Source organism: Streptococcus sp. 2100, assembly GCF_013276335.1.
GTDB lineage: Bacteria > Bacillota > Bacilli > Lactobacillales > Streptococcaceae > Streptococcus > Streptococcus pseudopneumoniae.
Map to the genome: position 1 here is coordinate 32,847 of NZ_VMKV01000007.1, position 18,588 is coordinate 51,434.

The 18,588-nt window shown below is 39.6% G+C and carries 13 protein-coding genes and 1 pseudogene; 4 read left to right on the plus strand and 10 right to left on the minus strand.

Annotated features, from left to right (window positions below; all coding sequences use genetic code 11):
- Positions 1 to 7: 7 nt before the first annotated feature.
- The 4 genes from HT669_RS01090 to pbp1b all read right to left on the minus strand — a co-directional run bounded on the left by HT669_RS01090 (position 8) and on the right by pbp1b (position 5,584).
- On the minus strand, positions 8 to 1,138 hold the full coding sequence (locus HT669_RS01090; RefSeq protein ID WP_000885081.1) for an N-acetyldiaminopimelate deacetylase: 1,131 nt from the start codon (positions 1,136 to 1,138) through the stop codon (positions 8 to 10).
- Positions 1,139 to 1,206: 68 nt separating this feature from the next.
- Positions 1,207 to 1,905: a 2,3,4,5-tetrahydropyridine-2,6-dicarboxylate N-acetyltransferase gene (dapD, locus tag HT669_RS01095; protein WP_000127477.1), complete on the minus strand. Its 699-nt coding sequence runs from the start codon at positions 1,903 to 1,905 to the stop codon at positions 1,207 to 1,209.
- A gap of 230 nt (positions 1,906 to 2,135) precedes the next feature.
- Entirely contained in the window at positions 2,136 to 3,047 is a 912-nt protein-coding gene (locus HT669_RS01100) for a DMT family transporter (protein WP_007285066.1), read from the minus strand.
- Between the two features lie 71 nt (positions 3,048 to 3,118).
- A complete protein-coding gene (pbp1b, locus tag HT669_RS01105) occupies positions 3,119 to 5,584 on the minus strand; it encodes a penicillin-binding protein PBP1B (protein WP_001180957.1) in 2,466 nt (821 codons plus the stop codon).
- Between the two features lie 141 nt (positions 5,585 to 5,725).
- On the opposite strand from pbp1b, the gene tyrS reads away from it, so the two are divergent.
- Positions 5,726 to 6,982, plus strand: a complete 1,257-nt coding sequence (gene tyrS / locus HT669_RS01110) for a tyrosine--tRNA ligase (protein WP_000546883.1) — start codon at positions 5,726 to 5,728, stop codon at positions 6,980 to 6,982.
- A gap of 77 nt (positions 6,983 to 7,059) precedes the next feature.
- Here the strand turns inward: tyrS and HT669_RS01115 are convergent, their stop codons facing one another.
- Together HT669_RS01115 and HT669_RS01120 are read right to left on the minus strand one after the other, a co-directional pair.
- Positions 7,060 to 9,120 carry a heavy metal translocating P-type ATPase gene (locus HT669_RS01115; RefSeq protein ID WP_172922005.1) on the minus strand — a complete coding sequence of 687 codons (2,061 nt, stop codon included), beginning with the start codon at positions 9,118 to 9,120 and terminating at the stop codon, positions 7,060 to 7,062.
- A gap of 1 nt (position 9,121) precedes the next feature.
- Positions 9,122 to 9,400 (minus strand): DUF6110 family protein, encoded by a 279-nt coding sequence (locus HT669_RS01120; protein WP_000910909.1) that lies wholly within the window; start codon positions 9,398 to 9,400, stop codon positions 9,122 to 9,124.
- Between the two features lie 151 nt (positions 9,401 to 9,551).
- Between HT669_RS01120 and HT669_RS01125 the strand changes: the two genes are divergently transcribed.
- Complete coding sequence (locus HT669_RS01125; RefSeq protein WP_172922004.1) at positions 9,552 to 10,400, plus strand: putative RNA methyltransferase; 849 nt, start codon at positions 9,552 to 9,554, stop codon at positions 10,398 to 10,400.
- A 352-nt stretch (positions 10,401 to 10,752) separates the two neighbouring features.
- Here HT669_RS01125 and HT669_RS10930 read toward each other — a convergent pair whose 3' ends face one another.
- On the minus strand, positions 10,753 to 10,959 hold the full coding sequence (locus tag HT669_RS10930; protein ID WP_000915300.1) for a hypothetical protein: 207 nt from the start codon (positions 10,957 to 10,959) through the stop codon (positions 10,753 to 10,755).
- Positions 10,960 to 11,037: 78 nt separating this feature from the next.
- On the opposite strand from HT669_RS10930, the gene HT669_RS01130 reads away from it, so the two are divergent.
- Together HT669_RS01130 and HT669_RS01135 are read left to right on the plus strand one after the other, a co-directional pair.
- The gene (locus HT669_RS01130; RefSeq protein ID WP_000858870.1) at positions 11,038 to 11,565 is read left to right on the plus strand and encodes a DUF4148 domain-containing protein; all 528 of its coding nucleotides are present in this window, start codon (positions 11,038 to 11,040) and stop codon (positions 11,563 to 11,565) included.
- 1,031 nt (positions 11,566 to 12,596) lie between these two features.
- Positions 12,597 to 13,990, plus strand: a pseudogene (locus tag HT669_RS01135) (IS3 family transposase).
- A 221-nt stretch (positions 13,991 to 14,211) separates the two neighbouring features.
- Here the strand turns inward: HT669_RS01135 and HT669_RS10935 are convergent.
- The 3 genes from HT669_RS10935 to malQ all read right to left on the minus strand — a co-directional run bounded on the left by HT669_RS10935 (position 14,212) and on the right by malQ (position 18,521).
- On the minus strand, positions 14,212 to 14,418 hold the full coding sequence (locus HT669_RS10935; protein WP_101514497.1) for a hypothetical protein: 207 nt from the start codon (positions 14,416 to 14,418) through the stop codon (positions 14,212 to 14,214).
- A gap of 253 nt (positions 14,419 to 14,671) precedes the next feature.
- Complete coding sequence (locus HT669_RS01140; protein ID WP_101514498.1) at positions 14,672 to 16,930, minus strand: glycogen/starch/alpha-glucan phosphorylase; 2,259 nt, start codon at positions 16,928 to 16,930, stop codon at positions 14,672 to 14,674.
- Positions 16,931 to 16,955: 25 nt separating this feature from the next.
- Positions 16,956 to 18,521, minus strand: a complete 1,566-nt coding sequence (gene malQ / locus HT669_RS01145) for a 4-alpha-glucanotransferase (RefSeq protein ID WP_281623700.1) — start codon at positions 18,519 to 18,521, stop codon at positions 16,956 to 16,958.
- Between the last annotated feature and the right edge of the window lie 67 nt (positions 18,522 to 18,588).

An 18,588-nucleotide genomic window follows, 5' to 3' on the forward strand; every position in this document is an offset into this window, starting at 1 on the left:
AACCCCTCTACTCTGCTGCCTTCTTTTTCAGGAAACTAGAGACCGCATCCACCCCAATAGCTAATGCTTCTTCCTTAGGAGCCATCTGAGGGTGATGAAGGGCGTAGGGACTATCGATACCCAGCCAAAACATCACGCCATCAACCTTTGAAAGGAGATAACCAAAGTCCTCGCCTGTCATAGCAGGCTCGATATCAATCAACTCAATTCCGTCTTTCTCTTCAAAAAAGTCCATTAGTTCACGCGCCAAGGCTGGATGGTTCTCAACAGGTAGGTATCCACCTTGTTTGAGTTCCACTTCGACTTCCATATCAAAGGCAGCTGCAACTCCTTCTGCAACTGTTTTGACCCGCTTTTGTACCAAGAGACTCATGTCCTGAGTCAAGGCCCGAATAGTTCCATGCAAAAAGGCTGTATCTGTGATAACATTGTTGGTTGTTCCAGCTTGGAAAACTCCAAAGGTCACCACCGCTCCCTCGATTGGGTTGACATTGCGGCTGACAACTGACTGCACCTGGGTCACAAAGTAACTAGCTGCCACCAAGGCGTCATTAGCTTCATGTGGAAAGGCTGCGTGTCCTCCTTTGCCTTTGAAACGGATCTTCACCTCGCAAGTTCCTGCAAAGAGTGTATGAGTATTGGTCGCAATCTGACCAACCTTCAAATCTGGTCGAACATGAAGCCCATAAAACTGGTCTGGCAACCAGTCTCCAAAAGCGCCATCCTCATACATGAGCATGCCACCAGCTTCATTTTCTTCAGCAGGCTGAAATAGGAAGAGTAGATTATTTTTAGGTTGTTCCTCAAGGGCGCGCTCGAGACAGCCTAAGGCAATAGTCATGTGGAAATCATGACCACAAGCGTGCATGCGACCTTGATGCTGAGAAGCAAAAGGAAGTCCTGTTTGTTCAACGATAGGCAGACCATCAATATCCGTCCGCCAACCAATAGTACGCTCTGGCTGACTTCCCTGCAAGTAAACCAAAATACCTGTCCGCCAAGTACGAACTTGAACAAACTCCTTGCCCGCAGTCAATTTCTCAATCACATCCAGCAAATAAGCATGAGTCTTGAACTCCTCCAAGCCAATCTCTGGAATCTGGTGCAAATCTCGTCTAGTCTGAATCAAATCTAACATCTATCTATCCTCCTATATAGCAGAAAGAGGCTGGAAAAAGGGTCCCGCCTCTATTTTTCTTTTACAAATTACAAGGTACGAAGCGCATCCTCTAGCGCTGTTTTTTGTTGAGTTTGGGCATCAATCTCTTTGATAATTCGAGCTGGAACACCTGCTACTACTACATTTTCTGGAACATCTTGGGTAACGATAGCTCCTGCTGCGACAACTGAACCACTACCGATTTGGACTCCTTCGATAACCACTGCATTGGCACCGATAAGAACATTGTCTCCAACACGGACTGGTTCTGCGCTAGCTGGCTCAATCACACCTGCTAAAACTGCACCTGCACCAACGTGGCTATTTTTCCCAACGATGGCACGGCCACCAAGGATAGCCCCCATGTCAATCATGGTTCCTGCACCGATTTCAGCACCGATATTGATAACAGCTCCCATCATGATAACAGCATTGTCACCAATTTCTACCTGGTCACGGATAATAGCGCCTGGCTCGATACGAGCGTTGATAGCACGTTTATCTAGCAAAGGAACTGCAGAATTGCGGGCATCTTGCTCAACAACATAGTCTTGATTTTCTACCAAACCATTGAGAAGCGGAGCCACGTCCTTCCAGTCTCCAAATAAAACATTCCCTAGTCTAACAACCGAGCTAGGTACAGCAGTTGCGAGTTGTCCCTCAAAAGTTACTTTCACACTGGTTTTCTTCTCAGCATTAGCGATAAATTGGATAATTTCTTGAGCATTCATTTTTGTAGCAGTCATAAAAAAACCTCTCATTCTTTATAATGATAACTATTCTACCAAAAAAAGCCTCAAATTTGAAGCCTTTTTGTCTGTTTTTAGGTATGATTTTTTAGGGATGTGAGATAAAACGTGCTGTCGGTAAAAGCAAACCCCTACCGATACAACCTAAAAACACTCTTCACAACTATCTCCCCGTGTTTTATTGACTATTCTAGTATAGCACACTTTTAGAATTAAGAAAAGACTTTTTATCTACTTTCTTTCGCTTCTTCTATAGACAAAAATATCATGGGTAAAATAATCAAGGCCATAGCTAGAAGGAGTGACCAATCCACTACCAGGCCTAAGAACAAAACACTCAAGAGAGCAGAAGAGAGAGGTTCACTGGCACTGATAACGGAAACCACCAAAGGAGAAACCAAGGACACCGCCTTCATGGAAATAAAAAAAGCAAAAGCCGTCCCAAAGAAAGCGATAATGAGACAAATCAAGATACTCCAAATATCAAGAGTAAAGGAAAGCTGATGCACTGGCGAGAGAACATTGCTAAATAAACCTGCCAAAATCATCCCCCACCCAACCGTGGGTACAAAACCATAGCGCTTCGCAAAAGGCTGGGGCAAGATAACATTAAACATAACACCCATAGCACTCAGTAAGCCCGTCACAAGGGCTAGTGGTGTCATGGATAACTGAGAGAGATCTCCCTTTGTCGCCATCAAGCAAACACCCAGCATAGCAATCAAAACATAGAAAATAGCACTTTTTGACGCTCGTTTTTGATAAACCAAGCGATTGTAAAAGAGGATAAAGACAGGACTGATAAACTGTAAAATAGTCGCTGTCGCTGCATTTGAGTATTCTACACAGAGATAGAAAAAATACTGGACTGAAAAAATCCCCAAAATAGCATAGGCCAAAAAGGGTAGGTAATTTTTCTTGTCTCGCCAAATATCTAGCACTTGCGATTTTAATTGTATTGCAGACCAAATGAGTACAAGACTCCCTGCTAGTGTCAATCGCATAGAGGTAATCCAGCCAGAAGACACCTGGTAATGAGTAAAGAAATACTCTCCTAGAATTCCACAGATTCCCCAGATTAAGCCGGATAGGAGCGAATAAATAGTTCCTTTAACAATCTTTTTCTGATACTGATTCATACCTTTATTGTAACACGAAAGGAAAAAAGAAAAAAGTGGCAATCCATTGATTCGCCACTTCATTTAGAGAATTATCGTCTCGCCCTTGAAGAAGAAGGTCGTGTAGCACTTGAGTTACTGCTATCGCTAGAACTACTACTTGAACTGCTGGAGCTTGATGGAGTTGGTAGACTCCTCACAATACTAGACCAAGCATTCTGATAATCCGCATCACTTCCGCCAATAGCAAAGCGATAACTTGTCGCTGGCGCTCCTGACTTATTAGCCCAATAGCTGGTAACAGTCGAACCTGTGACCTCTACTTCTTTTCCTTCAACAGAAACCTTCCCTGGTTTTTGACCTGTTGATTTCAAGACTTCCGATTTCACTACACTAGGATCTAAAGCAAAGCGCTCGTTCCCCCAAATGCTTGGGGAGGCTTTCTGAATCGCATTTACTAGATGAGCCATGTAATTAGAGTTATTAGAATAACCTGCTCTACGTGACAATGAATGATTATCATCATGCCCAATCCAGCCACCTAGGGTTAATCTAGGTGTCGAAAGCATAAGCCACATATTTTCGTCTTGGTTGGTTGTACCAGTCTTCCCAATCCAATCTGCATTAGCCAGAGTAGGATTTAAAGCAGTCAGATTCGTCTTGAAGGTTGTTGTCACACGAGAGGATAGAACTTCTCGCAACAAGCTCTGCATAATTGTCGCAGTAGCTTTTGAATAGACTTGAACCGGTTTGTCCTGATACTCATACACCACTCTACCATCTGCTGCTTCAATCTTTGAAATCACATGCTTCTGATGATAAACTCCATTATTAGCCAAGGTCTGATAGCCATTGGTATGCTGGGCAACTGTGACTTCAATACCACCACCCATTGGCAAGCTCTCAATATCGTACTCAGGAATCTCGTAGCCCATCTTTTCCATATAACCTTTGACATCCACACCCTTTTCACGGAGCATACGGTAGGTCCAGTAAGCCGGGATATTCCATGAATAGTTCAGAGCTTCTCCCAAGGTCATCATTCCTGTTCCCTTGCTATTAGCATACATAATCGGATTGCCATTGGCAAAGTTTGTTGGATAGTTAGATAGAATCGTTTCGCTTCCCATCAAGCCCTGGTCAATAGCAATACCGTAGGCCAGCAAAGGCTTGGTAGTAGAAGCTGGTGAGCGCTTAGTATCAAAGGCATGATTATTTTGATTTTCTTGATAATTGCGACCACCTACAAAGCCTAGAATAGCACCTGTTTGGTTGTCCATCAAGACATTTCCTACTTCTACACGACCTGTTCCATCGTCTAAAAGATAGCCATAGTCAGCAACCGCATTTTGCATGGCAGAATGAATTTTCTGGTCTATGGTAGTAGTAATCTTATAACCACCATTTTCAATTTCCTTGGCTGCCAAATCACGATAAAACTTCTGAGTTGCCTCATTTTTCAATTCCTTAGTGGAGACATTGTCTCTCTGAGCTAGATAGTCATACATACGTTCTTGAGCTTCTGCCAAAGTTGTAAAGTATAAATAGTCTCGTGAAATTCCTGTGACCGTGCCCGATGGTAAAAAGTCCTGTTTAAGGTCATAATCCTTGTACTGAGAATACTCGTCCTTGCTTAAGGCACCTGTACGATACATACTGTAAAGAACTGCCTTAGCCCGTCTTAAGCCAATTTCTAGGTCTTCATCACTCTTCAACTCCCCAGTATTTTCATAAGGAGAGTAAGTAATGGGACTCTGTGGAAGTCCTGCTAAAAATGCTGCTTGAGGAACAGTCAACTGACTGGCATCGACACCGAAAATCCCCTCAGCCGCCTGCTGAGCTCCTGCAATATTCTGCCCCTTATTATTTCGGCCAAAGGGAGCCACATTGAGATAGGTCGTTAAAATCTCATCTTTATTCATGGCGCGTTCCAAGGCAAGAGCATCCACAATCTCTGTCGCCTTACGAGCCAAGGTCGGCGCATCCCCAACCACCTGCTGTTTAATCAGTTGCTGGGTCAAGGTTGAACCCCCACTAGAGGAACCCAAACCTACAAATTTCCCCAAGGTCGCACGAATCACCGCCTTGGGTACTACACCCTTATGTTCTTTAAAGTGTTCGTCTTCCGTCGCAATGATAGCCTTCTTCAGATTTTCCGAAATTTGCTCAGATGAGATAGAAGTGCGCAACAAATCACTCTCTATGGAAGCAATTACCGTCCCATCCGCATAGGTAATCTCTGAAATAGAAGAGATGTCCTTGACCTGATGTACCAATTCTTCTGTCTGAGGCACCCGAACCTTGTCAAATAAGGCCACTCCGTATCCCAAAGCAATCCCAGCTCCCAACATTCCTCCTAGAAAACCGAGTACAAAGAGTAAGTTAAATAAGGCTTTTATACTCAGTAAAATAGCTGGAAAAATGGCTGACTTATCTAAGGTTTTAGATTTTTTGGTACTTGAACCTTTCTTGCCAGGTCTAGCTGATTTTTTATTTTTTTGTTTTTGCTGGAAAAATTCCAGCATTTTTCGTTTTAATTCATTTAATTGATTTTGCATGGATTTCCTCACTCTATCTATTATACCATAAAAGGGAAACTTTCAATAAAATAGCCACTTTCTTCCCTATTCTGCTAGGCTATTGCCCAAGTTTGTGATACAATAGTTAGAAACAATAATTTTAAAAAGGAGAAAAGACACATGCACATTTTTGATGAGCTAAAAGAGCGTGGTTTGATTTTTCAAACGACTGATGAAGAAGCTTTGCGTAAAGCCCTAGAAGAAGGTCAAGTTTCTTATTATACTGGTTACGATCCAACTGCTGACAGCCTTCACCTAGGCCATCTTGTCGCAATCTTGACAAGTCGTCGCTTGCAACTAGCAGGTCACAAACCTTATGCGCTCGTTGGCGGTGCTACAGGTCTCATAGGAGATCCGTCCTTCAAAGATGCTGAGCGTAGTCTCCAAACAAAAGACACAGTAGATGGCTGGGTCAAGTCTATCCAAGGACAACTTTCTCGTTTTCTTGACTTTGAAAATGGTGAAAATAAAGCTGTCATGGTCAACAACTACGACTGGTTTGGCAGCATCAGCTTCATTGACTTCCTCCGTGATATTGGAAAATACTTCACTGTCAACTACATGATGAGTAAGGAGTCTGTGAAAAAACGGATTGAAACAGGGATTTCTTACACTGAGTTCGCTTACCAAATCATGCAAGGGTACGACTTCTTCGTCCTTAACCAAGACCATAATGTCACTCTTCAAATCGGTGGTTCTGACCAGTGGGGAAATATGACAGCTGGTACCGAATTGCTTCGTCGTAAAGCTGACAAGACTGGACACGTTATCACAGTTCCGCTTATCACAGATGCAACTGGTAAGAAGTTTGGTAAATCAGAAGGAAACGCAGTCTGGCTCAATCCTGAAAAGACCTCTCCATACGAAATGTACCAATTCTGGATGAATGTTATGGACGCTGACGCTGTTCGCTTCTTGAAGATCTTTACTTTCTTGTCACTTGATGAGATTGAAGACATTCGTAAACAATTTGAAGCAGCGCCACACGAACGCTTGGCTCAAAAAGTCTTGGCTCGTGAAGTCGTTACACTTGTTCACGGCGAAGAAGCCTACAAAGAAGCCCTCAACATCACTGAGCAGCTCTTTGCAGGAAACATCAAAAACCTTTCTGTTAAAGAACTTAAACAAGGACTTCGTGGTGTGCCAAACTACCAAGTACAGGCAGACGAAAATCACAATATCGTGGAACTGCTCGTCTCATCTGGTGTGGTTAACTCAAAACGCCAAGCCCGTGAAGACGTCCAAAACGGAGCCATTTACTTAAATGGCGACCGTATCCAAGACCTTGAATATGTCTTGAGTGACACTGATAAGTTAGAGAACGAACTGACTGTTATCCGTCGTGGAAAGAAAAAATACTTTGTATTGACTTACTAAACTGTTCAACATTTACCTATAAAAAAAGGAGTTACCCTCGAGAAAGGTAACTCCTTTTTGCTGTTAATAGTCCCCACCTATCCCTTAATAGACAGGCTACGCAGTACAATGCGTAAGGTTGTTAGATTATGTAAGATAGAGAGATTTGAAGGACTGAGCCAATTAAACAAGCCAAAGCCAATCAAACTACTATTTACGACAACGGTATCTTGAATATTCTTCTTGATGAGTGTTTGCAAAGATGATGATAGCGAATCCAACTCTTGGAAGAAATCCAAGCGATTATCTAACAATAAAATATCGCTCATCTGCTTAGAAATATCTGCACTCTCATTCATCACCACACCGATATCTGATAGGGTTAGAGCAGCTGAGTCATTCAACCCATCCCCAACCATCAAAATAGTGTGACCTGCTTTCTGCAGTTCCTCTACTAACTCAAATTTCCCATCAGGTTTCAAATCTGTATAAACCTGATCAAAGGGCAAATCTTTGACTAATTGCTCTGTCCTAACCAAGGTGTCCCCTGTTGCCAGAATCAATTTTTTCCCTTGTGCCTTAAGTTTCTCCAAGGCTGCTTTTGCTTCTTTTCTCAAAGGAGTATGAATGCAGAACATTCCAATCAATTCATTCTGATAAGCCAAGAATAAGAGATTGTAGTGACTCTTGTACTCTTCAATTAAAGCATTTTGTTCCAAACTGATATGAATCTGCTCATCCTGCATCAAGACATAATTCCCAATAAGAACTGGTTGCCCATCGATATGAGATTTGATCCCCTTGCTTGCGATATATTGGAGTTTCCCATGCATTTCCTCATGTTCAATCCCCTCTATCTCGGCTTGCTTGACGATGGCATTAGCAATAGGATGATAAATGTGTTCCTCAAGACAGGCACTGATTCTGAGAATATCTTCCTCACTATAGTCCCCAAAAGGTAACACCTTTTCAACTATAGGATAACTAGTTGTGATTGTTCCCGTCTTATCAAACAAGAAAGTATCAACTTCCAGATATTTCTCCAGAACATCTCCATCCTTAATCACCATTTCACGGTTCAACCCCTCCTTGATAGCTGTCAAATAAGCTACAGGAGTAGAGATTTTCAAAGCGCAGGAGAAATCGACCAATAGGAAAGAAATAGCCTTAGAAAAAGAACCTGTTAATAGGTAAGTCAGCCCAGCCCCCAAGAAATTATATTTGACGACCTTGTCCGCCATTTTGATGAAATAGCGTTGTTTCGTTTTCTTGTTTTCTTCAGATTTCTTCATCAACTCAATCAGTTGTAAAATCCGGCTGTTCATCTGATTATCGGTTACACGAATGCGCAACTCTCCAGTTTCTAATACTGTATTTGCACAAACCAAATCAGACTCTCTTTTTTCAACTGGAAAACTCTCTCCCGTCAAGGAACTTTCGTTGACCATACCTAAACCTGAAACTACTTGTCCATCAAACAGAATTTCATTTCCTTGAGATAGGACCAAGACATCTCCTATTTGAACATCGGAACTCTTGATACTAACAACCGTATCCCCCTGTACTAAGAATACGTCGCTCTCTTTTGCAAGAAGACTCTGTTCTAAATCTGTTGCAGTTTTTTTCAAGGACCACTGATCTAAATGATTTCCCAAATCAAGCATAAACATGATATTGCTAGCTGTCTTGGATTGGTTCATAAACAAGGACAATAAAATCGCCGAACAGTCCAAGACTTCCATTGTTAGTTCCTTACGCGCCAGTGTTTGATAGGCTTCTCTAACATAACCCAAAGCCTGATAACAAGTCCATATATAGCGAATAGGATACGGCACAAAACTACGAAAAAGCACACGCTTAATCGCTGCACCTGAAACAATAGAATAAGCACTCTCTTCTCTACGAATGGGAAGAGTCATCAGCTCAGAAACTTTCCCTTTATCAATTCTTTTTAAAAAGGCTTCTGCATTATCTAATACAGAAAAGCCTTCTTTTATGCGTAGAGTAAAGTGCTGTTGATCCATGTAAAACTGGATAGACTCAATCCCCTTTTCATCTCTCGCCAAGGAACGAAGATAGTCTTGAATATCCAAGGTAAGTGAAAAAGAAGATGATAGTCGGATATGTTGGTATCCTCTATGTAGCACTTTAAAAGACATATTATTCACCTATAAGGCTATCTAATTGCTCTTCTTTTTTCTCTTGCTCGTACAAATATTTGGCATCTTGCAAGACATCGTCTCCATGTTGCTTCACAACAGAAACAGATGCATCTAGCTCGTCTTTCAACTTGTAAGCCTTAGCCAAAGCTTTAGAATAACCTTTTTTAGCTTCCTTACTTGCTAAGATTTTCAAACCAAGGGTACCAAATGCGACACCACCCAAAAATAATGAAGATTTTTTCGCAACTTTTGCAACGGTTAATACTTCTTTTAACATACTTATTTCCTCCTTATCATTATTATATAGCAATTTAGATATAAAAGCAATTTCATTCTATAAATTGGAGAATTAGTTTTATTTCTACTGAATCTCCCATCTACTTATTCCTAAAGTTGCTTTCATTTGCCTCTTTTGATACACTTAAACTATGAATACAAATCTCAAGCCCAAACTTCAGCGTTTTGCTTCTGCGACTGCCTTTGCCTGCCCTATCTGTCAAGAAAATCTGACTCTGTTAGAGACTAATTTCAAGTGCTGCAACCGTCATTCTTTTGACTTGGCGAAATTTGGCTATGTCAATCTAGCACCTCAAATCAAGCAATCTGCTAACTATGACAAGGAAAATTTTCAAAACCGTCAACAAATCCTAGAAGCCGGCTTTTACCAAGCTATCTTAGATGCTGTATCTGACTTGCTTGCAAGCTCAAAAACAACCACAACAATTTTGGATATCGGTTGTGGTGAAGGATTCTATTCTCGCAAACTACAAGAAAGTCACTCTGAAAAAACTTTCTATGCCTTTGACATCTCCAAAGATTCAGTCCAAATCGCTGCTAAAAGTGAACCCAACTGGGCAGTCAATTGGTTCGTTGGTGACTTGGCTCGTCTTCCTATAAAAGACACCAGCATGGATATGCTACTAGATATCTTTTCACCTGCCAACTATGGAGAATTTCGTCGCGTTTTATCCAAAGACGGTATCTTGATCAAGGTTATCCCAACTGAAAATCACCTCAAGGAAATCCGTCAGAAGGTACAAGACCAGCTGACAAACAAGGACTATTCCAACCAAAATATCAAAAATCATTTCCAAGAACACTTTACCATCCTATCTAACCAAACTGCCTCTCTGACTAAGACTATCACAGTAGAACAACTCCAAGCCCTACTCAGTATGACTCCTCTCCTCTTTCACGTTGACCAGAGCAAGATTGACTGGAGCCAACTGACAGAGATTACTATTGAGGCTGAGATTCTGGTTGGGAAAGCATTCTAAACTAGACTTCCCAAAGGTATAAAACTTACCGAAAATCTTCAATATTACAAAAACGCATAAGAACAGGTACTCAAACCTTAATCTTATGCGTTTTGTTATGCAAAAATCACTGGAGTTTCTATACACATTAAGAGGAAATATTTGAAATCAGTTCTTTTAATAACCATTGAATACCATATACTACATTTACCTCAAATATGATATAGGCCGTATAAATCAAGTATTTCGATTTCTCCCGCCTCAAAGAATAAATCTTGTACAAGATAAATAAATTTAAAATAATAAATAATAGAGACAAAATCTTCCTCCAAAATCAATATTAAAAGTAGGCAGTCAGGCATATACCTCATATTTATTTTCGATTCGAGATAACAAACTTATCAATAAATAGCAAGTGATATAAGGCAAGTACAGACCCCCAGAAACTACCTCGAAGAGAGATTTCTTGATGATTGAGAGGAAACAAATCATGGTTACCTATATAGAGGCAGGTCAAAATAACAAATAAAATCCAAAACAAATCCGTCCATTTATATTTTGAAAAATATTTTTTTAACATAAAAACACCTTCTTTCTTTACTACACTTACATTATATGATAAAATGTAAGTGAATACAAATAAAAAGGAGAAAAGCTCATGAAAACTACTAAATTTTTTGCAGTTGCTATTTCTGCAGGTATCTTAACTCTTAGTCTCGCTTCACCGTCTCTTGCCTTTGCGCAAAGTGTGGCACACCCACCAAAATCTCATGATGCAAGACTCCAGACTAAGCGACTTGTTCTTGAAGAAAGTAAAGTTTATAGTTTACAGGATGTATTCAATTCATCTAATTTAAGTGTTGAAGAACAAGAACAAATTACTAAAGATGTTTTAAACTTCGTTGAAATTGAAGGAAATTCAATGGATAGAACTATTATGAGGACTGTTATACGAAGATTAAGTCCTTCAGAAGTTAAAGAGATAGCACTTTCTAGTGATCCAGCTGGGACTCTAGTAGGAATGCTCCCTGGTATAGGTAATGTGTATTCGGCCTTAAAATATTTATCTGACGATATGTATCTTACAGCGGCTAGAAATGGTTGGGGATTGGAATACGTGATTGCTGTAGATAGAGATAACCCAACATCTACAGGAATAAACTTTTATTGGAACTACGTTAAATAAAATTTAAAGAAATTGCCTTATTCAATTAATATTCCTATAAGAAAGCAGATGATTCCAATGTACAAACTATAATTATCAACTCTTAATATCCAACTTAGTTATGAAAGAATGGTAGGTGATTGTCATGAAAAAATACTAGTTACTCTATTATTTAGTTGTTTAGCATTATTTTGTTTGCCTATTTCTGTAAATGCCGACACTAATAATAATCTTGTCATAAAATTCAATGAACTAACATTTACTTCTGGATTATAATATCCCTAATCCAGAAGTAATCTATTCAAAATCAGGATTCAAAGAAGTCGCAACTGTTCTTGATAGTGATACTGGAAAAGTTGTCGAAACTATCGAACTTATCCCAGATCTTTCTCGCGCTACAGTTACCTCACATACATTAAAAAGAAGTGCAACATTTGCTAGAACTACAGTTCAATTAAGTGTAAACATTGAATTATATAATGAGGGTTCTTTCCGTCAGATTAACTCAGTTCAAGGTTATTACTTAGGAATAACAAATTCTATTACAAACACATATATTGAAGGACAAAACGTTGATGTTTGGTCTCCAAAAGGATACCCCACAACAAGTATAAAGTATGCTTATAATGGTACTTTAACAGCAGCTATAAACAGTAGTGGTTCAGCTCAAGTTAAAGCAGAGTTGTTAGGAGCTGGATTTACATTTGGAGGTACTATTGGAGGTACATCATATTATAGAGTTCCATTTAATCAAAACGGAACTATTAGTCTATACAACTATTAGTCTATACTAACTTAGGAGGTAGTCGATATTATGAATGAAAAAAAACGTACATATTTTATTTGTGCAAGTATTATTATTTCATCTATAATTTTAGGACTCTTTATTTATAACGGACTTGACGTTTTGGGTCAATTTATAAACGATGGCCTCAGGGTAATTAATAGTAATAGGTAGTTAATAGAATTTAAATAAAAAAACGGTAATTTAGTGAATGAACTGCACCCCAAAAGTTAGACAGAAAAAATCTAACTTTTGGGGTGTTTTTATTATGAAATTAACTCATGATGATAAAGTTCAGATCTATGAACTTAGAAAACAAGGATATAGCTTAGAGAAGCTTTCAAATAAATTTGGGATAAACAATTCTAATATTAGGTATATGATTAAATTGATTGATCGTTACGGAATAGAGTTCGTCAAAAAAGGAAAAAATCGTTACTATTCTCCTGATTTAAAACAAGAAATGATTCATAAAGTCTTACATGAAGGCTGGACTAAAGATAGAGTTTCTCTTGAATACGGCCTCCCAAGTCGTACGATACTTCTTAATTGACTAGCACAATACAAGAAAAACGGGTATACTATTGTTGAGAAAATAAGAGGGAGAGTACCTAAAATGGGACGTAAGCCAAAAAAGAGACCTGAAGAGAGAACAGAATTAGAACGTCTTCAAGCAGAAAATGAGTACCTGAGAGCGGAGAATGCCATCCTAAAAAAGTTAAGAGAACTCCGATTGAAGGAGGAAAAAGAGAAAGAAGAAAGACAGAAATTGTTCAAGAATTAATGACTGATTTTTCGTTAGATATTCTTCTAAAAGCCATTAAATTAGCTCGTTCGACCTACTACTATCACTTGAAACAGCTAGACAAACTAGATAAGAATCAAGAGCTTAAAGCTGAAATTCAATCCATTTTTATCGAACATAAGGGAAATTATGGTTATCGTCGGATTCATTTAGAACTAAGAAATCGTGGTTATCTGGTAAATCATAAAAGAGTTCAACGCTTGATGAAAGTACTCAATTTACAAGCTAAAATGCGACAGAAACGAAAATATTCTTCTCATAAAGGAGATGTGGGTAAGAAGGCAGAGAATCTCATTCAACGTCAATTTGAAGGCTCTAAAACAATGGAAAAGTGCTACACAGATGTGACAGAATTTGCCATTCCAGCAAGTACTCAAAAGCTTTACTTATCACCAGTTTTAGATGGCTTTAATAGTGAAATTATCGCCTATAATCTTTCAACTTCACCCAACTTAGAACAAGTACAAACAATGTTGGAACAGGCATTCACAGAGAAATGCTACGAGAATACGATTCTCCATAGTGACCAAGGCTGGCAATATCAACACGATTCTTATCATCGGTTCCTAGAGAGTAAGGGAATTCAAGCATCCATGTCACGCAAGGGCAACAGCCCAGACAACGGTAGGATGGAATCTTTCTTTGGCATTTTAAAATCGGAAATGTTTTATGGCTATGAGAAAACATTTAAATCACTTAATCAATTGGAACAAGCCATTATAGACTATATTGATTATTACAACAACAAGAGAATTAAGGTAAAACTAAAAGGACTTAGCCCTGTGCAGTACAGAACTAAATCCTTAATCTTATGCGTTTTGTTATGCAAAAATCACTGGAGTTTCCATACATATTAAGTGGAAATAGTTGAAATCAGTTCTTTTAATAACCATTGAATACCATATAGTACATTTACCCCAAATATGATATAGGCCGTATAAATCAAGTATTTTGATTTCTCCCGCCTCAAAGAATAAATCTTGTACAAGATAAACAAATTTAAAATAATAAATAATAGAGACAAAATCTTCCTCCAAAATCAATCATAAAAGTAGCCAGTCAGGCATAGTTCTAATATTTATTTTCGATTCGAGATAACAAACTTATCAATAAATAGCAAGTGAAATAAGGCCAGTACCAGACCCCAAACGCTACCACGAAAAGAGATTTCTTGATGATTGAGAGGAAGCAAATCGTTGTTACCTATATAGAGGCAGGTCAAAATAACAAATAAAATCCAAAATAAATCCGTCCATTTATATTTTGAAAAATATTTTTTCCACATAAAAACACCTTCTTTCCTACAATTATATTATAATACTTTATGTAAGCGAATACAAGAGTTATGAGGTAACCAACTACGAAAAAATATAAGGCTGAAGATAGTAAAAACCAGCATTTAAAGCCTTCACTGTATCTAGGATTTCCCTATTTTTAGACAAGATTGACCCAAATCCACAGCATTTAAAAAAGCGAATTTCAATCGAAACTCGCTTTTTTACAAAATGTATTAGTATGAATTTGATTTTCGAAGAGTATTAGTTCAAGTGCCAGATATCTTCGTTATACTGAGCGATTGTACGGTCAGATGAGAAGAATCCTGCTTTAGAAATGTTAACGATAACTTTATCCAACCATGCGTCACGGTCTTCGTAGTCAGCCAACATTTGCTCTTTGACTTTGATGTAGTCTTCCAAGTCAAGAAGAGTCATGAACCAGTCTTTGTTGATCAATTCATTGTAAAGACGTTCCAAGCGCTCTTTGTTTCCAGCTGCAAGAACTGCATCGCTAACAATGAAGTCAACCAATGGTTTGATAGCTTTACGAGCGTAGAATTCGCTTGATTTGTAAGCTGCTTTTGCGTAAAGGTCGATAACAGTTTCTGAATCTTCACCAAAGATGTAGATGTTTTCGTCGCCAACCAACTCAGCGATTTCCACGTTAGCACCGTCCATAGTACCAAGAGTCAAAGCTCCGTTCAACATGAATTTCATGTTACCAGTACCTGAAGCTTCTTTAGAAGCAAGTGAGATTTGTTCTGAGATATCACATGCTGGGATAAGGAAGCTTGCTGCAGTAACGTTGTAGTTTTCAACCATAACTACTTGCAAGTGTGGAGCTACTGCTGGATCGTTAGCAATAACTTCTGACATGCAAAGAATCAAGTGGATGATGTCTTGAGCGATTGTGTAGGCTGGAGCTGCTTTACCACCAAAGAAGATTGTGATTGGACGAGCAGGGATGTTACCAGCTTTGATGTCAAAGTATTTGTGGATTACGTACAAGGCATTCATTTGTTGGCGTTTGTACTCGTGAAGACGTTTGATTTGGATATCAAAGATAGAGTTTGGATTGATTTCCACACCTTGGTGTTCTTTCAAGTGACGTGCCAATTTACGTTTGTTGTGAGCCTTGATGCTTTCCAATTTTTCTTTGACAGCTGCTTTGTCTTCATAAGACAAGAGTTTTTCAAGCTCATCTGCTTCATGGTGCCAACCATCTCCAAGAATCTCATCCAAGTAGTGAGACAATCTTGGGTTAGCATGCATGAGCCAACGACGGAAAGTGATACCGTTTGTTTTGTTGTTGAATTTTTCTGGGTAAAGGTCGTAGAAGGCTTTCAACTCAGAATTTTTCAAGATTTCAGTGTGAAGTGCTGCAACCCCGTTAACGCTGTATCCGTAGTGGATATCCATATGAGCCATGTGAACACGTCCGCTCTCATCGATGATTTGAACAGCTGGATCTTTGTATTCTGCTTTCACGCGACGGTCCAATTCTTCGATGATTGGTACCAAGTGAGGAACCACTTCTTGCAAGAATTCAAGAGGCCATTTTTCAAGGGCTTCAGCAAGGATTGTGTGGTTAGTGTAGGCAGTCATGCTACGAACGATTGAGATTGCTTCGTCAAGCTCGATACCACGTGCAGTCAAAAGACGGATCAATTCAGGAATCACCATTGATGGGTGAGTATCGTTGATTTGCACAACTGCGTAGTCAGCAAGGTCATGCAAGTTGCTTCCTTTTTCGATTGCTTCGTCGATAATCAATTGCGCACCGTTTGAAACCATGAAGTATTGTTGGAAGATACGGAGCAATTCACCTTGACGGTCACTATCATCTGGGTAAAGGAAGAGAGTCAAGTTGCGAGCGATATCTGTCTTGTCAAAGTTGATACCATCTTTAATAATAGAAGAATCAACTGAATCCAAGTCAAACAAACGCAAGCGGTTCTTCGTTTCTGTCTTGTAACCAGGAACATCAATATCATAAAGAGTTGATGTCAAAGTAAAGTCTGCAAATGGTACTTGGTAGCTACGGCTTGAGCGAACCAACCAGTTTTGCTCTGTCAACCATGCATTTGGAATTGTTTCTTGTTGGTTGTTTTTAAGAACTTGTTGGAAAAGACCAAAGTGGTAGTTCAGACCAACACCGTCACCATTCAAACCAAGAGTCGCAATTGAGTCGATAAAGCAGGCAGCCAAACGTCCCAAACCACCATTACCAAGAGATGGTTCCAATTCAACTTCTTCAACTTCGATCAAGTCTTTACCTGCAGCTGCAAGTTCTTTTTTGACATCGTCGTAAAGACCAAGGTTAATCAAGTTGTTTGACAAGAGTTTACCAATCAAGAACTCAGCTGAGATGTAGTAAACTTTTTTCTTACCAGTGTTAACTGGTTTTTGGCTACTTGCAAGCTTGCTGTAGTTAAGAAGGGCAAGGTAAAGCTCTTCATTGCTACATTCTGCAATGGTTTTATTGTAACGATTTTGTACAAATTCTTGTAGTGATAACATGTTTAAGATGTCTCCTGATATTGTATTATTTCTTTAATTCTACCAAATTTTCATTGATTCGGCGATAGATTGTTGTTAAGTCAAGCAAACCTTCCTCAACAGCTGGTGTCAATTGCTCTTCAGTCATACGCCAAGACCAGTTTCCACCAAGGGTAGATGGGAAGTTCATACGAGCCGCCTCATCCAATTCTAGCAAATCTTGCATAGTTGCAATTGCCATGAAGCTAACTGATGAAAAGACTGTACGAAGCATAGCATGTGGCACTGTTTCGTATTCTTTACGGTTCGTGTAACGAGCCATGTACTCACGAGTCGCATCATCAATCTCGTTACGGTACCAACCAAGAACCGTATTGTTATCGTGAGTTCCTGTGTACATAACTGAGTTAGCAGGTGCCAAGTGTGGGCTATCGATACTTTCGTCTTCTGGGTTGAAGGCAAATTGAAGAATCTTCATTCCTGGGAAGCCAGTACGTTCACGCAACTCAATAACTTCATCTGTCATGAAGCCAAGGTCTTCTGCGATGATGTTTAGCTCACCAAGTTCTTCCTTAACGGCTGCAAAAAGCTTGTAGCCCGGACCTTTCACCCACTCACCAGGTGCTGCTGTATCGGAACCAGCAGGGATTTCCCAGTAAGATTCGAAACCACGGAAGTGGTCAATACGAACGATATCGTAGATTTTGAAGCTTTCACGCAAGCGTTCAATCCACCATTTGTAACCATCTTTGTCCATTGCTTCCCAGTCATAGATTGGGTTACCCCAAAGCTGACCAGTTGCAGAGAACTCATCTGGTGGACATCCTGCGATGCAAGTTGCCTTACCGTTGACATCTGTTTTGAAGAGATGCGGATTTGCCCACATATCGCTTGAATCTTCCGCTACGTAGATTGGCATGTCCCCAACGATTTCGATGTGGTTGTCGTTAGCGTAAGCTTTCAATTTCAACCATTGTTGGAAGAAGAAGTATTGAGTCACACGGTGGTAAACCAACTTGTCTGCCAATTGCTCACGGTAGCTTTCAAGTGCTGAAGCTTTACGAGCACGAACATCTGCATCTGGCCATTCAGTCCAAGCAAGATTGTCAAAATGCTCTTTGATAGCCATATACTCAGCAAAGAGCTCAAGCCATGATTGGTTGTCTTGAGCAAATTTCTCAAAATCTTTAACATCTCCTACTTCCAAGAAACGTTTTACCGCTTTTTCTAAAAGAGGACGACGTGCATAGTAGATTTTCGCATAATCAACTTCAGACGCATCGCTACCAAAGTCAACTCCTTCAAGGTCACTTGCTTCCAACAAACCTTGCTCCACCAAGATATCTAAATCGATAAAATGAGTGTTTCCTGCGAAGGCTGAGAAAGATTGGTAAGGAGAATCCCCGTAACTAGTTGTTCCTAATGGAAGGATTTGCCAGTAACGTTGTTTTGTGCAAACCAAGAAATCAACGAAGTCGTAAGCACTTTGACCAAATGATCCGATTCCGTAAGCTCCTGGAAGAGAAGAGATGTGCATCAACACACCACTTTGACGTTTTTTCATAATAGCACCTCGTGTGTTAAAATAATGGAACGTTGCGTATTTTTGCAGACGCAAACGTTTGCGCTACTTATAAGTATACTCCTTTTCAAGCATAATTGCAAGCGTTTTTAAAAAA

Bases quoted from the DNA above. Each gene is read 5' to 3' on its own strand.
- HT669_RS01090 (WP_000885081.1), bottom strand. From the start codon at position 1,138: ATGTTAGATTTGATTCAGACTAGACGAGATTTGCACCAGATTCCAGAG.
- dapD (WP_000127477.1), bottom strand. From the start codon at position 1,905: ATGACTGCTACAAAAATGAATGCTCAAGAAATTATCCAATTTATCGCT.
- HT669_RS01100 (WP_007285066.1), bottom strand. From the start codon at position 3,047: ATGAATCAGTATCAGAAAAAGATTGTTAAAGGAACTATTTATTCGCTC.
- pbp1b (WP_001180957.1), bottom strand. From the start codon at position 5,584: ATGCAAAATCAATTAAATGAATTAAAACGAAAAATGCTGGAATTTTTC.
- tyrS (WP_000546883.1), top strand. From the start codon at position 5,726: ATGCACATTTTTGATGAGCTAAAAGAGCGTGGTTTGATTTTTCAAACG.
- HT669_RS01115 (WP_172922005.1), bottom strand. From the start codon at position 9,120: ATGTCTTTTAAAGTGCTACATAGAGGATACCAACATATCCGACTATCA.
- HT669_RS01120 (WP_000910909.1), bottom strand. From the start codon at position 9,400: ATGTTAAAAGAAGTATTAACCGTTGCAAAAGTTGCGAAAAAATCTTCA.
- HT669_RS01125 (WP_172922004.1), top strand. From the start codon at position 9,552: ATGAATACAAATCTCAAGCCCAAACTTCAGCGTTTTGCTTCTGCGACT.
- HT669_RS10930 (WP_000915300.1), bottom strand. From the start codon at position 10,959: ATGTTAAAAAAATATTTTTCAAAATATAAATGGACGGATTTGTTTTGG.
- HT669_RS01130 (WP_000858870.1), top strand. From the start codon at position 11,038: ATGAAAACTACTAAATTTTTTGCAGTTGCTATTTCTGCAGGTATCTTA.
- HT669_RS10935 (WP_101514497.1), bottom strand. From the start codon at position 14,418: ATGTGGAAAAAATATTTTTCAAAATATAAATGGACGGATTTATTTTGG.
- HT669_RS01140 (WP_101514498.1), bottom strand. From the start codon at position 16,930: ATGTTATCACTACAAGAATTTGTACAAAATCGTTACAATAAAACCATT.